The organism is Fibrisoma montanum, assembly GCF_003583365.1.
Lineage (GTDB): Bacteria > Bacteroidota > Bacteroidia > Cytophagales > Spirosomataceae > Fibrisoma > Fibrisoma montanum.
In genome coordinates this window covers 997,017-1,009,191 of record NZ_QXED01000001.1, presented here as the reverse complement: position 1 = coordinate 1,009,191, position 12,175 = coordinate 997,017, and the positions used below count along the sequence as shown (strand labels likewise).

Sequence of the window (12,175 nt, the reverse complement as noted above, 5' to 3'; positions counted from 1 at the left end):
CTTTTGGAAACAGGGGTTTGCAAGTAACGCAACAACGAAATGAATACAGATCCCATAGCAGATTATCTGACTCGAATCAGAAACGCTATCCGTGCAAAGCACCGGGTTGTGGAAATTCCTGCTTCCAACATAAAGAAAGAAATCACAAAGGTATTGTACGACAAAGGGTACATTCAGAACTATAAGTTCGATGATAGTACGCCCCAGGGCATCATCAAGATTGCACTTAAGTACAATCCGGTTACGAAGCAGCCTGCTATCGTAGATCTTCAGCGCATTAGCCGCCCAGGTCTGCGTCAGTATCGGGGTGCCGATCAGCTGCCACGGATCTTGAATGGTCTGGGCGTGGCTATCATCTCCACCTCAAAAGGGGTGATGACAGATAAAGAAGCCAAGACACTTAACGTGGGTGGTGAGGTATTGTGTTACGTTTATTAATCTGGATTGAACGATGTCACGTATAGGTAAAAAACCAATCGCCCTACCCAGTAACGTAACCTTGTCTTACGACAACAATATCGTCACTGTGAAAGGCCCTAAAGGTACTCTGACCCAAACGATTGATCCGGACATCTCGGTTGAAGTCCAGGACGGTCAAATACAGGTGTCTCGCCCAACGGAACAAAAGCGCCATAAAGCTCTGCACGGTCTGTACCGTTCATTAGTAAACAACATGGTGACTGGCGTAAGTACAGGCTTTAAGGTCGATCTCGAAGTAATCGGGGTTGGTTATAAAGCGTCTGTTACGAACAATGTACTTGAATTGAACCTCGGTTATTCACACAATGTGTTCGTAGCTATTCCGCCTGAAATAAAAGTTACGGCGGTTACTGAAAAAGGGCAAAACCCGAAAGTATCATTAGAAGGCTTAGATAAGCAACTGATCGGCGACGTAGCAGCTAAAATTCGTTCCCTGCGTAAAGTTGAACCATACAAAGGAAAAGGTATTCGCTTTGTAGGTGAGCAGGTTCGTCGGAAGGCTGGTAAGTCCTCGTCAAAAAAATAATTAAACGCCTATTTGGTCGGAATCAAATAATATGGCAACGAATAAGCAAGCAAGAAGACAACGGATCAAATATAGCATCCGGGCAAAAATTTCCGGGACTGCTGAACGTCCGCGTCTATCTGTATTTCGCTCTAACAAAGCGATTTATGCTCAGCTGATCGATGATGAAGCAGGCCGTACACTGGCAGCTGCTTCTTCACTTGAGCTGAAGACTGAAATAGACGGCTTTACCGTCGACGCAGCGAAGAAAGTTGGTCAGCGGCTGGCTGAGAAAGCAACCGCTCAAAACATCAGCGCAGCTGTATTCGATCGAAACGGCTATTTGTATCACGGTAAAGTAAAAGCACTGGCCGATGCAGCCCGCGAGGGGGGCCTCAAGTTCTAAGCAAGCAATGGTAACGAACGCAGCAAGACCGACAAAGGTAAACGAAGCCGACCTGAAAGAGCGGGTGGTAGCCATCAACCGCGTTGCAAAGGTGGTAAAAGGTGGTCGCCGGTTCAGTTTCTCGGCGATTGTCGTCGTCGGTGATGGTAATGGAGTAGTAGGGTACGGCTTAGGTAAAGCAAACGAAGTAACGGATGCTATTGCCAAAGGCGTGGAAGATGCTAAGAAGAATCTGGTTCAGATTCCTTTGCTGAAGCATACGGTACCTCATGAAATGGAAGGTAAGTTCAGCGGTGGCTTTGTCCTGCTGAAGCCTGCAGCTCCTGGTACTGGAGTTATCGCTGGTGGTGCAATGCGCGCCGTGCTGGAGTCAGCCGGTGTGCGCGATGTATTGGCTAAGTCAAAAGGTTCCTCAAACCCACATAATGTGGTGAAAGCAACACTGGATGCACTGACTCACATGCGTTTGCCTCACCAGGTAGCTTTTCAGCGTCAGGTTAGTCTGGCGAAAGTGTTTAACGGTTAAAAGACAGCAACAGACATGGCACGAGTACGAATCACGCAGGTCAGAAGCACTATTGACCGTCCGCAGACACAGAAGAACGCGATAAAATCACTGGGATTAGGAAAGATCAACCGCAGCATTGAGTTGGAATACAACGACGCGCTGGCAGGTACAATCCGAAAGGTACAACACCTGGTGAAGGTTGAAGAAATTTAAGTATCTTTGCGATTCTTTTGATTCATTGGGCGCTGAAACATATGGCTTCAGGGCAAAATGAGTCAAAAGAATCAGCTATTTTTAACGAAACAGAACAATGAATTTAAGCAACCTTAGACCGGCTAAGGGTTCCGTCAGAGAGCGAAAGCGAGTCGGACGCGGGCAAGGATCAGGGATGGGCGGTACGTCAACCCGTGGTCATAAAGGAGCGCAATCGCGCTCAGGCTATAGCCAGAAATTAAATTTTGAAGGTGGTCAGATGCCACTACAGCGTCGGGTGCCAAAGTTTGGCTTTAAGAATCCGACCCGCGTAGAGTACAAACCAATCAATCTAGACTTGATCGAGGCCTTGGTTAAAGAAACGAACGCTACTGTTGTTGATCTTGCGTTTTTGAAGCAACACGGTATTGTAGGCAACAAGGACCTTGTGAAGGTTCTCAGCCGGGGGGAACTAACAGCTGCCGTTGAGATTCATGCTCATGCGTTTTCAGTAAGCGCCAAAGAGGCTATTGAAAAGGCAGGTGGTAAAGCTGTTGTTCCTGTTAGAGAAGTTAGCGAGGGAGCGAATCAATAAGTGAGCACGGCAACGGCCGCAACTTTTTATGAACCGATTCATCACCACTCTTAAGAATATATTTGCAATAGAAGAGTTGCGGACACGTATCCTCAACACGCTATTGTTCATTACGGCTTTTCGTCTGGGTACCCAAATTGTACTGCCAGGCGTTGACCCTGATCGTCTGAACCTTCGCCCGCAAGGGTTGCTTGGTTTGCTGGATACCTTTTTGGGTGGTGCGTTCAGTAAAGCGTCGATTTTCGCGCTGGGCATTATGCCGTATATCTCGGCCTCTATTGCAATACAGTTGCTGACGCTGGCTCTGCCTTATTTCCAGAAAATGCAGAAAGAGGGAGAGTCGGGCCGTAAGCGGTTAAATCAGATTACCCGTGTGTTAACGATTTTTGTGACGGCAGTACAGGCTATCACATACGTTCAGACAACTGTTCCTACCGAGGCTCTACTGATTGATCGGGGTTTGTTCACGATATCATCGGTATTCATTCTGACGTCAGGCACCATCTTTTGTATGTGGTTAGGCGAGCGGATTACGGATAAGGGTATCGGCAATGGTATTTCGATGATCATCATGATCGGAATTGTATCACGTTTGCCGGGATCTATTTATGGTGAAGCCTTGTCGCGTGGATCAGCAGGTGCTTTGATTTTTGTGCTGGAATTAGTTGCTCTGTTCTTCGTAATCATGGGGGCCGTAGTGCTCACTCAGGCAGTCCGTCGGATACCTATCCAATACGCGAAGCAGGTAATTGGTAACAAAGTGGTTGGTGGTCAGCGCCAGTACTTACCGCTAAAGCTTAATGCTGCGGGGGTAATGCCGATTATTTTTGCCCAGGCGTTGATGTTCATTCCTACGTATCTGGCAGGGCTTTTTTCAGAGAAAAGCGATTTTGCCGCTGGTGTTCAGAATGCTTTTCAAAGCTATACGACCTGGCAGTATAACTTGCTCTTTGCCCTGTTAATCATAGTCTTTACGTTTTTCTATACGGCTATTTCGGTTAACCCGACACAAATTGCCGATGATATGAAACGTAGTGGTGGTTTTATTCCAGGAGTGAAGCCAGGCATTCAAACGTCTGAATACATTGGAACGGTGTTAGACCGGATCACGTTGCCGGGCGCAATCATGCTGGCCATTGTTGCAATTCTGCCTGCCATCGCTAACCTGTTAGGCATGACGAGTGGTTTTGCCCAATTCTTTGGCGGTACGTCACTACTGATTATGGTAGGGGTAGTACTGGATACACTGCAACAGGTAGAAAGTTACCTGCTGATGCGCCGGTATGAAGGATTGATGAAATCAGGGCGGGTACAAGGCCGTGCCGGTGAGACTGTAGCCGCTTAACACGATGTCTGGGTCTGGGAAAGATAAAATGATTTTCTTCAGAAGTGATGAAGAAATCAACCTGATTAAGATTAGTGCACAGGTGTTGGGGAAAGCTCATGCCGAGGTTGCTAAACTTATTCGTCCCGGAATTACGACCAAGGAACTTGACGAGGTAGCCGAAACGTTTATCAGAGATAACGGTGGTTTACCTTCTTTCAAAGGTTATAACAAGTTTCCTGCTTCGCTTTGCATTTCTGTCAACGACGTGGTAGTGCACGGAATTCCCGGGCGTTACGAGCTTCGCGACGGAGACATTGTGTCGATTGATTGCGGTGTGTTGCTAAATGGCTTTCATAGCGATAGCGCGTATACCTACCCGGTAGGTGAAGTAAGTCAGGCCGTACGCCGTCTGTTGTCTCGAACCAAAGAGTCGCTCTATGTTGGTCTTGAGAAAGCCGTTGATGGAGGACGTGTTGGTGACATCGGCTATGCAATTCAAACGTACTCAGAGCGCTTTGGCTATTCGGTGGTACGTGAATTAGTAGGTCATGGCGTTGGTCAGCATCTACATGAAGCCCCGGAAGTACCTAACTACGGAAAGCGTGGCCAAGGTCCGAAGTTAAAGGAAGGAATGATTCTGGCAATTGAGCCGATGATAAACTTCGGTAAGAAAGGAATCGTTCAGGAGCGCGATGGATGGACCATCCGGACAGCTGACCGCAAGCCTTCTGCACACTTTGAGCATACGGTAGCAGTCCGTAAAGGAAAGCCAGAGGTTCTGACAACCTTTGAATACATCGAGGCAGTAACGGCAAACACAAGCCTGATGGTTGAAACGAGTGAACTGATGGCGGCTTAATGCGATTATGGCTAAACAGAATTCTATAGAGCAGGATGGTGTAATATTGGAGGCATTATCAAATGCAATGTTCAGGGTTGAACTGGCAAATAAGCACGAGGTAATTGCTCACATTTCCGGTAAAATGCGCATGAATTATATCAAGATTTTGCCGGGAGATCGCGTAAAGTTGGAAATGTCGCCTTACGATTTGAGTAAGGCACGTATTGTGTACCGGTATAAATGAGTTTGCAGTTTTTGGAATACAGTTTTCGGCTGGGTTGTTGCCGAAGGCTGATAACCGAAAACCAAAGACCGAAACTTTTTGAATCATGAAGGTTAAAGCGTCTATCAAAAAGCGCAGCGAAGACTGCATCGTGATCCGTCGGAAAGGGAAGCTGTACGTGATCAACAAGAAAAACCCCAGATACAAACAAAGACAAGGCTAAGCAAATATGGCACGGATTGCAGGTGTTGATATTCCGGACAAGAAACGTGGTGAGATCGCGTTGACCTACATCTACGGTATTGGTCGGAGCCGGGCGAAGAAAATCCTGACAGATGCTGGTATCAGCGTTGACAAGAAAGCAAGCGAATGGACTGATGAAGAATCAAGTGCTGTTCGTAACGCGATCTCAAATGAATACAAAGTCGAAGGGGCCTTGCGTTCAGAAGTTCAGCTGAGTATTAAGCGTTTAATGGACATCGGTTGTTATCGCGGACTACGTCACCGTAAAGGTTTACCGGTACGTGGTCAGCACACGAAGAATAACTCTCGCACGCGCAAAGGAAAACGGAAGACGGTTGCTAATAAGAAAAAGGCGACTAAGTAACAGTAAAACGTTTACAGTTTCCGGTTTACGACTCGTCGCTTAGTAGACTAACGGCAAGTAAGCCAAGGGGCTGACAACTAAAAAAATGGCTCAAGCAAAACGCAAAGACAAAGCGAAAAAGCGGGTAGTTGTTGTTGAACCGGTTGGTCAGGTACACATCCGGGCTACGTTCAATAACATTATCATTTCGATTACCAACATGAATGGCCAGGTAATTTCCTGGGCATCGGCTGGTAAAATGGGATTCCGCGGCTCTAAGAAGAACACACCGTATGCAGCTCAGACAGCTGCACAAAACTGCGCAGCCGTTGCTCATGAATTGGGTATGCGGAAAGCAGAAGTGTTCGTGAAGGGCCCGGGTTCAGGTCGTGAATCAGCGATTCGGACCATCCAGAACTCTGGTATCGAAGTGACTACTATCCGTGATATCACCCCGCTGCCGCACAATGGGTGCCGGCCGCCAAAGCGTCGTCGCGTATAATACGGATGACATGAATAGGGGCAGGCGACATTTAGTTGTGTCTGTCCAATGTTTCACAATTATTCATTCATTAAAGAATGGCACGTTATATTGGGCCAAAAGCCAAAATCTCGCGGAAGTTCGGCGAACCGATTCTAGGACCGAACAAAGCGCTTCAAAAGAAAAACTACGCGCCGGGTATGCACGGCCGCGGCCGTAAGCGGAAGCAATCCGAATATGCGGTTCAGTTGACAGAGAAACAAAAAGTAAAATACACCTACGGTATTCTTGAGCGCCAGTTCCGGGCACTCTTCCACCGGGCGCAGGTAAAACAGGGTATTACGGGTGAAAACCTGCTCAAGCTTTGCGAAGCTCGTCTGGATAACACCGTGTACCGCCTGGGTATTGCTCCTACCCGTCGGGCAGCCCGTCAGCTTGTGTCTCATAAGCACATCATTGTTGATGGTGAAGTAGTGAACATTCCGTCTTATTCGCTCAAGCCTGGTCAGCTCATTGGTGTTCGGGAAAAGTCGAAGTCACTGGAAGCCATTGCAACAAGCCTCTCTGCCCGGAATGTAAAGCGGTACAATTGGGTTGAATGGGATGGTCAGCAAATGACAGGGAAGTTTATTAGCTATCCTGAGCGTGATCAGATTCCGGAAAACATCAACGAGCAGTTGATCGTCGAATTGTATTCGAAGTAATCAGGTTGGCAGGATCAATTAGATTCTGCCAATTTATACCATATATAGTTTTCAGTTGCCGGTTTCGGCTTGGGGTGAATAGCCTGCGAACTGTTAACTACAACTGAGGACGGAATTAGTCTTCACTCCATAGGCAGACGAACTGCTGTAAAAAATACGAAACGTATGTCAATTTTAGCGTTCCAAATGCCCGACAAGGTCGTAGTGGAGAAAGCCGACGACTTTCACGGGGTGTTTGAGTTTAAGCCCCTTGAAAAAGGATACGGTGTGACAATCGGCAACGCCCTTCGGCGTATTCTGCTGTCATCGCTGGAGGGATATGCTATCACCAGCGTAAAATTCCCCGGCGTGTTACACGAGTTTTCCTCGATTGAGGGGGTTGTTGAGGATGTAACCGAGATTATCCTGAACCTGAAAATGGTTCGGTTTAAGAAGATTTCGGACATGGTTGACAACAAAATTACGGTTACCATCAAGAAGCAATCGGTCCTTAAGGCCGGTGATATATCGAAGTTTTCGCCTTCGTTCGAGGTATTGAACCCGGAGCTGGAAATCTGTCATATTGACGATACCCGCGATCTGGAAATGGAAATTATTGTGGAGAAAGGCCGCGGATATGTTCCGGCTGATGAGCCACGGGCCAACGAACTAGCGTTTGGCCATATTCCTATCGATGCTATCTACACGCCTATCAAGAACGTGAAATATAGCGTTGAGAACACCCGGGTTGAGCAGAAAACTGACTATGAGCGGCTGTTGCTGGACATTGAAACGGATGGGTCTATCCACCCGGAAGATGCTCTGAAAGGTGCAGCGTACATCCTGATTCAGCACTTCATGTTGTTCTCGGATCAGACGATGACGTTCGAAACAACTAAGCCGGAAGAAGAGAATGTCGTGGATGAAGAAGTACTGCACATGCGGAAGCTTCTTAAAACACCGTTATCTGATCTGGACCTATCTGTACGAGCCTACAACTGCCTGAAGTCAGCTGACGTACGGACGCTGGGTGATCTGGTTCGTCTGGAGATTTCAGATATGATGAAGTTCCGTAACTTCGGTAAGAAGTCGTTGACAGAGCTTGAACAATTGGTTGCCGAAAAAGGGTTAACCTTCGGCATGGACGTAGCCAAATACAGATTAGACGAAGATTAAAAAACAAAGGAGACAGGAGTAAGGAAAACGGAGAAAAAGGGTTAGTAAACTTTTCTCTTTCCTTCCTCCTCCCTTCACCAGACAATGAGACACGGTAAAAAAGATAATCACTTAAGCCGGACGCACGCGCACCGTGAAGCGATGTTGCAGAATATGGCTACGTCGTTAATCATGCACAAGCGGATTGAAACGACGGTGGCGAAGGCGAAAGAGCTTCGCAAATACGTTGAACCGATCCTGACGCGGGCCAAAGACGATACGTACCAGAATCGTCGGGTTGTTTTCCAGTACCTGAACAACAAGGAAACCATGAAGGAGCTGTTCGGTACGGTTGCTGATAAAATTGCAAGCCGGCCGGGTGGTTACACGCGCATCATCAAACTGGGTAACCGGTTAGGGGATAACGCCGAGACTTGCCTGATTGAACTGGTTGACTTCAACGAAACGTTACTGGCAGCTGCAGCTGAGAAAGCGACTACCAAAACTCGTCGGAGCCGTCGGGGTAGCGGTGCACGCCGGACTACCGGCGAAACTGCTGCTGCGCCTGTTGCGGCTGAAGCTACCGCTACTGAAGCGCCTGTCGCTGAAGAAGCACCGGCTGCTGAAGAGGTAACCGAAACGGCTCCTGTTGCTGAAGCACCGGAAGCTCCGGCTGCTGACGCATCGGCTGACGATAATCAAACTGATGCAACATCGACTGACGAAGAGCCAAAGCAAAGCTAATGATCAAGTCGTTTGCAATACATCAAAAGGGTTAACCGTCCAGGGTTAGCCCTTTTTTTTAAGCTTTAACTAACGAACGAAAACGTATCAATGAAACACATGCAGCAACGTGAAGCCCTGCTGGTTTTACAGGATGGTTCGGTTTTTCGGGGCTTAGCCCTGGGAAAAATAGGCACTGCCGGGGGCGAAATTTGCTTTAACACCGGCATGACAGGGTATCAGGAAATTTATACTGATCCTTCTTATTATGGCCAGGTCATCATCAATACAACATCCCATATCGGTAACTATGGTGTGCTTCAAAGCGCTGAGCAGGAGTCGGGTGGTGTTAAAATTAGAGCCATGGTGTGTAATTTCTTTTCACAGATACACTCACGACATCTGGCCGACGGTTCGTTGCAGGAGTATTTTGAGAAAGCAAACATTGTGGGTATTCACGGCGTTGATACGCGGCAATTGGTTCGCTATATCCGCGATAAGGGCGTAATGAACTGCATTATTTCATCGGAAATACTTGATCCTGAAATACTACTGGCGGAATTGAACAAGGTGCCGGATATGGAAGGTCTTGAACTCTCGTCGGAGGTATGCACGAAGGAAATTTACGAAGTGGGTAGCGAGGATGCCAAAGTAAAAGTGGCTGTACTGGATCTAGGGGTTAAGAAAAGCATTCTGAGCAACCTTACAGACCGGGGGGCATACTGTAAAGTGTTTCCCGCTCAAACGCCTTTTTCCGAGCTAGCTGCCTGGAATCCGGATGGTTTCTTTATCTCAAACGGTCCCGGTGACCCGGCAGCAATGCCGTATGCAGTTGAAACCGTCAAGCAGGCGCTGGAAACCGATAAACCGTTGTTCGGTATTTGCCTTGGGCATCAGATTCTATCACTGGCCAGCGGCATTTCAACCTACAAGATGCATAACGGGCATCGTGGCTTAAATCACCCGGTTAAGAATCTGATCACAGGCCGGTGCGAAGTGACGTCCCAAAACCATGGTTTTGCCGTCAAAGGAGACGAACTGCAGGATCATGCTAACGTTGAAGTGACACATTTGAACTTGAACGATAAAACAATTGAAGGAATTCGGCGTAAAGATAAACCCGCATTCTCGGTACAGTACCACCCGGAAGCATCACCAGGGCCGCACGACTCCCGCTACTTGTTTGATGAGTTTGTGAAGCTTATTAACGAATAAAAAAAGAGGTCGGACAGCACTGTCCGACCTCTTTTTTGCCTAATCCTGTTTCAAAACTTTAACCGTACGGCTTTCGGTAAGTGAGTTAATACGTAGCATAAAAAGCCCCGGTGCCTGACGACTGAGTGGAATGCGTATTTGTTGCCGGGCGGCCGCCTTATTGACAGTCTGGTCTGCAACGACCCGGCCGTCGGTGGTCACTAAGGAGACCGTTAAGGGCTTACCTTCAACACCAAGAATGGTAGCATCAATGTAGTCGCCTACGGCGGGGTTAGGCGTTACCTCGACGGATAGGCCCTTGCCCGCTTCCCTGGCGGCAAGACGCGCGGCTCCGGTAAGTTGCCGGGCTGCTTCAACCGCAAAAACCGCATCGATAAGTCCGGTTCCTGTTGCGTCGTCATACCCTTTGTCATTTCCATTGCCATTATAGGGGTTATTCATGTCAATGGCTGTTTTTGCCAGCACGTCGCGAAGCACAGTAGGCGAGGGCCTGGGACCGTTCCACGCTTCCAATATCAAAGCGGCTACGGCAGCCGCATTGGGGGCCGCTGCTGAGGTGCCAAAGAAATTAGGAATCGCGTCAGCGTCAATAGCGCTGTCTATAAAGAAGAAAGATGTGTTACCACCGTCAGGTGCTGTAAAGTCTGGTTTACGGGTCTTTCGGGGCGATTGGTAACGATTGCCGGCATCATCGAAAAGAAGTGGCGTACCGCCCAGCGACGAGAAGCCTTCAACGATTGGCGGATTAACACCGTAAGCCGGCGTATTGATATAAGGGGCGGCTGCTACCGACATGGCGCCTTCAGCGTTGGCATGCCCCACAACCGTTGATGCCCCCAGACCTGGGTAATCGGATGCATTAACGAACAACTCAATCCCGTAGGAAATATACTTCAGACGTTTAGGCTTCGGACCTGCATACAGCCCCACAAGCAGAAAAACGAGTTGAGGCTGGTCAGTGTCATTGAAATAGAAGATTTCCTCAACAGGTTGTTTGGCACCGATATTATCAACCAGAGAAGCGTCCAGTACAGTACCGTTCTGATCTACCAGCAGTACGTCTATATCAGACTGTACATTCCCAAAGAACGGATCATCCCATTGAAACCAGTCATCTATGTAGCCGCCGGGCGGTACAAGGAGCGGTTGAAACGGCTGTTGAGCGTTGAATTTATGTACTTCATACTCTCCTAAAAGCGGAATCGTTACGTTCCCACCTGAGAAGAAAAACCGTTCATACGAGTAATTGCTGTTATTACCGGCTGCCGTAAAATAGTAGACGCCCGCATTACGTACCTCGTTGACTGCCTGAGCAATAATACCGTTCTGAAAGAAGGGTTCTTGTGGATAATACACATCGTCAACGATGATGTCGCAGCCGGCCTCCTTTAGCCGCAGGATGTTTTCAGCAAATCTGGCTTCTCCGTTAAAAGCGCTGGCAAAAGCAAATGTTGCCGAAGGAGCCACGTCGTGAATTAACTCGATCATTGCCCGACCTTCGTCGCTTCCGGGTATGCCAAAAATGTCAGGCCAAAGCTCTTCTATCACCTCAACCGGTGTTATATAGCCGTTAGGGTTTCCAACGCCGGGTAGCTCATCGTTGGCAACCCCTGCAGCCGCACCACCCAGATAGTCGTAGCTATCAGACAGCACGCCAATCTTCAGGCCTTTGCCTGAATACCCCCGTAGTTGTCGAACAATGTTGGAGCGCATAGCCGTATCGCACTGGCCAATAATTGGATTGACCGCTCGCAGAGAGGGTTGAGACGCTGAAATAAGCCGTATACCTGGTAACGAGCCAGCTGCTTTGAGTTGGTTCGTTGGGATAAAGGCTGAAATGGACGAGCGAAAGGTGCCGGTAATGTCGGCCCCAAGTCCACGTAGTGAATTGGCTACGGCGTTGGCATCGCCCTCGGCCTGCGCGGTGACAAGTACCTTATCGCCCCGTACCCTTAATAGAGGTTTGCCGTTCTTCTTCAACCGGTCAGGCGATAGCCCATCGGCAATCTTTTGCAGCAGCCTGTCTAACCTGACCGATTTACTGCCAGCTAACGTACTGTTTTGAGCAAGCCGTACATGTTGAATTGAATGAACGTTGATTGGCATTTGAACCTGGCGGTCAACCTGGGCAAAGGTGGCTCCGGCAAAGCATCCGGTGAGTATCACTACGGAGGTTAATTGGCGGAAACAGAATGGTACATTAAAGGATAAGTTGAACATAACTAGTTGGTTTAAATTTATTAATAGTATTAGTA

At 48.2% G+C, this 12,175-nt stretch carries 17 protein-coding genes; 16 read left to right on the top strand and 1 reads right to left on the bottom strand.

What is annotated here, in order from left to right; genetic code table 11:
- The first annotated feature begins 39 nt into the window (after nt 1–39).
- The 16 genes from rpsH (at nt 40) to carA (ending at nt 9,920) form a co-directional block, all read left to right on the top strand.
- A complete protein-coding gene (gene rpsH / locus DYU11_RS04205; RefSeq protein ID WP_119666359.1) occupies nt 40–438 on the top strand; it encodes a 30S ribosomal protein S8 in 399 nt (132 codons plus the stop codon).
- Between the two features lie 13 nt (nt 439–451).
- A complete protein-coding gene (rplF, locus tag DYU11_RS04200) occupies nt 452–1,006 on the top strand; it encodes a 50S ribosomal protein L6 (protein ID WP_119666358.1) in 555 nt (184 codons plus the stop codon).
- Nucleotides 1,007–1,037: 31 nt separating this feature from the next.
- Complete coding sequence (gene rplR / locus DYU11_RS04195; RefSeq protein ID WP_119666357.1) at nt 1,038–1,391, top strand: 50S ribosomal protein L18; 354 nt, start codon at nt 1,038–1,040, stop codon at nt 1,389–1,391.
- A gap of 7 nt (nt 1,392–1,398) precedes the next feature.
- On the top strand, nt 1,399–1,917 hold the full coding sequence (gene rpsE / locus DYU11_RS04190) for a 30S ribosomal protein S5 (protein ID WP_040006521.1): 519 nt from the start codon (nt 1,399–1,401) through the stop codon (nt 1,915–1,917).
- A 15-nt stretch (nt 1,918–1,932) separates the two neighbouring features.
- Complete coding sequence (rpmD, locus tag DYU11_RS04185; RefSeq protein WP_119666356.1) at nt 1,933–2,112, top strand: 50S ribosomal protein L30; 180 nt, start codon at nt 1,933–1,935, stop codon at nt 2,110–2,112.
- Between the two features lie 97 nt (nt 2,113–2,209).
- Nucleotides 2,210–2,686 (top strand): 50S ribosomal protein L15, encoded by a 477-nt coding sequence (gene rplO / locus DYU11_RS04180; protein ID WP_119666355.1) that lies wholly within the window; start codon nt 2,210–2,212, stop codon nt 2,684–2,686.
- A gap of 28 nt (nt 2,687–2,714) precedes the next feature.
- The gene (gene secY, locus DYU11_RS04175; protein ID WP_119666354.1) at nt 2,715–4,031 is read left to right on the top strand and encodes a preprotein translocase subunit SecY; all 1,317 of its coding nucleotides are present in this window, start codon (nt 2,715–2,717) and stop codon (nt 4,029–4,031) included.
- Between the two features lie 4 nt (nt 4,032–4,035).
- Nucleotides 4,036–4,872: a type I methionyl aminopeptidase gene (map, locus tag DYU11_RS04170; RefSeq protein ID WP_374755979.1), complete on the top strand. Its 837-nt coding sequence runs from the start codon at nt 4,036–4,038 to the stop codon at nt 4,870–4,872.
- Nucleotides 4,873–4,879: 7 nt separating this feature from the next.
- Nucleotides 4,880–5,098 (top strand): translation initiation factor IF-1, encoded by a 219-nt coding sequence (gene infA / locus DYU11_RS04165; protein ID WP_009284801.1) that lies wholly within the window; start codon nt 4,880–4,882, stop codon nt 5,096–5,098.
- A gap of 85 nt (nt 5,099–5,183) precedes the next feature.
- Nucleotides 5,184–5,300: a type B 50S ribosomal protein L36 gene (ykgO, locus tag DYU11_RS04160; RefSeq protein WP_009284800.1), complete on the top strand. Its 117-nt coding sequence runs from the start codon at nt 5,184–5,186 to the stop codon at nt 5,298–5,300.
- 6 nt (nt 5,301–5,306) lie between these two features.
- Nucleotides 5,307–5,684, top strand: coding sequence for a 30S ribosomal protein S13 (rpsM, locus tag DYU11_RS04155; RefSeq protein ID WP_009284799.1), 378 nt, complete (start codon nt 5,307–5,309; stop codon nt 5,682–5,684).
- 85 nt (nt 5,685–5,769) lie between these two features.
- Nucleotides 5,770–6,165: a 30S ribosomal protein S11 gene (gene rpsK, locus DYU11_RS04150; protein ID WP_009284798.1), complete on the top strand. Its 396-nt coding sequence runs from the start codon at nt 5,770–5,772 to the stop codon at nt 6,163–6,165.
- Between the two features lie 77 nt (nt 6,166–6,242).
- Nucleotides 6,243–6,848: a 30S ribosomal protein S4 gene (gene rpsD / locus DYU11_RS04145; protein ID WP_119666353.1), complete on the top strand. Its 606-nt coding sequence runs from the start codon at nt 6,243–6,245 to the stop codon at nt 6,846–6,848.
- 165 nt (nt 6,849–7,013) lie between these two features.
- Entirely contained in the window at nt 7,014–8,003 is a 990-nt protein-coding gene (locus tag DYU11_RS04140) for a DNA-directed RNA polymerase subunit alpha (RefSeq protein ID WP_119666352.1), read from the top strand.
- An 84-nt stretch (nt 8,004–8,087) separates the two neighbouring features.
- Nucleotides 8,088–8,726 (top strand): 50S ribosomal protein L17, encoded by a 639-nt coding sequence (rplQ, locus tag DYU11_RS04135; RefSeq protein ID WP_119666351.1) that lies wholly within the window; start codon nt 8,088–8,090, stop codon nt 8,724–8,726.
- A gap of 90 nt (nt 8,727–8,816) precedes the next feature.
- Entirely contained in the window at nt 8,817–9,920 is a 1,104-nt protein-coding gene (carA, locus tag DYU11_RS04130) for a glutamine-hydrolyzing carbamoyl-phosphate synthase small subunit (protein WP_119666350.1), read from the top strand.
- Between the two features lie 39 nt (nt 9,921–9,959).
- Here carA and DYU11_RS04125 read toward each other — a convergent pair whose 3' ends face one another.
- A complete protein-coding gene (locus tag DYU11_RS04125; RefSeq protein WP_119666349.1) occupies nt 9,960–12,140 on the bottom strand; it encodes a S8 family serine peptidase in 2,181 nt (726 codons plus the stop codon).
- Nucleotides 12,141–12,175 lie beyond the last annotated feature (35 nt).

What these genes read in the sequence shown, in the direction of transcription:
- rpsK (WP_009284798.1), top strand. Translation starts at nt 5,770, where the DNA reads ATGGCTCAAGCAAAACGCAAAGACAAAGCGAAAAAGCGGGTAGTTGTT.
- rpsH (WP_119666359.1), top strand. Translation starts at nt 40, where the DNA reads ATGAATACAGATCCCATAGCAGATTATCTGACTCGAATCAGAAACGCT.
- DYU11_RS04140 (WP_119666352.1), top strand. Translation starts at nt 7,014, where the DNA reads ATGTCAATTTTAGCGTTCCAAATGCCCGACAAGGTCGTAGTGGAGAAA.
- map (WP_374755979.1), top strand. Translation starts at nt 4,036, where the DNA reads ATGTCTGGGTCTGGGAAAGATAAAATGATTTTCTTCAGAAGTGATGAA.
- rplO (WP_119666355.1), top strand. Translation starts at nt 2,210, where the DNA reads ATGAATTTAAGCAACCTTAGACCGGCTAAGGGTTCCGTCAGAGAGCGA.
- rplF (WP_119666358.1), top strand. Translation starts at nt 452, where the DNA reads ATGTCACGTATAGGTAAAAAACCAATCGCCCTACCCAGTAACGTAACC.
- carA (WP_119666350.1), top strand. Translation starts at nt 8,817, where the DNA reads ATGAAACACATGCAGCAACGTGAAGCCCTGCTGGTTTTACAGGATGGT.
- rplQ (WP_119666351.1), top strand. Translation starts at nt 8,088, where the DNA reads ATGAGACACGGTAAAAAAGATAATCACTTAAGCCGGACGCACGCGCAC.
- rpsD (WP_119666353.1), top strand. Translation starts at nt 6,243, where the DNA reads ATGGCACGTTATATTGGGCCAAAAGCCAAAATCTCGCGGAAGTTCGGC.
- rpmD (WP_119666356.1), top strand. Translation starts at nt 1,933, where the DNA reads ATGGCACGAGTACGAATCACGCAGGTCAGAAGCACTATTGACCGTCCG.
- rpsM (WP_009284799.1), top strand. Translation starts at nt 5,307, where the DNA reads ATGGCACGGATTGCAGGTGTTGATATTCCGGACAAGAAACGTGGTGAG.
- secY (WP_119666354.1), top strand. Translation starts at nt 2,715, where the DNA reads ATGAACCGATTCATCACCACTCTTAAGAATATATTTGCAATAGAAGAG.
- ykgO (WP_009284800.1), top strand. Translation starts at nt 5,184, where the DNA reads ATGAAGGTTAAAGCGTCTATCAAAAAGCGCAGCGAAGACTGCATCGTG.
- DYU11_RS04125 (WP_119666349.1), bottom strand. Translation starts at nt 12,140, where the DNA reads ATGTTCAACTTATCCTTTAATGTACCATTCTGTTTCCGCCAATTAACC.
- infA (WP_009284801.1), top strand. Translation starts at nt 4,880, where the DNA reads ATGGCTAAACAGAATTCTATAGAGCAGGATGGTGTAATATTGGAGGCA.
- rplR (WP_119666357.1), top strand. Translation starts at nt 1,038, where the DNA reads ATGGCAACGAATAAGCAAGCAAGAAGACAACGGATCAAATATAGCATC.
- rpsE (WP_040006521.1), top strand. Translation starts at nt 1,399, where the DNA reads ATGGTAACGAACGCAGCAAGACCGACAAAGGTAAACGAAGCCGACCTG.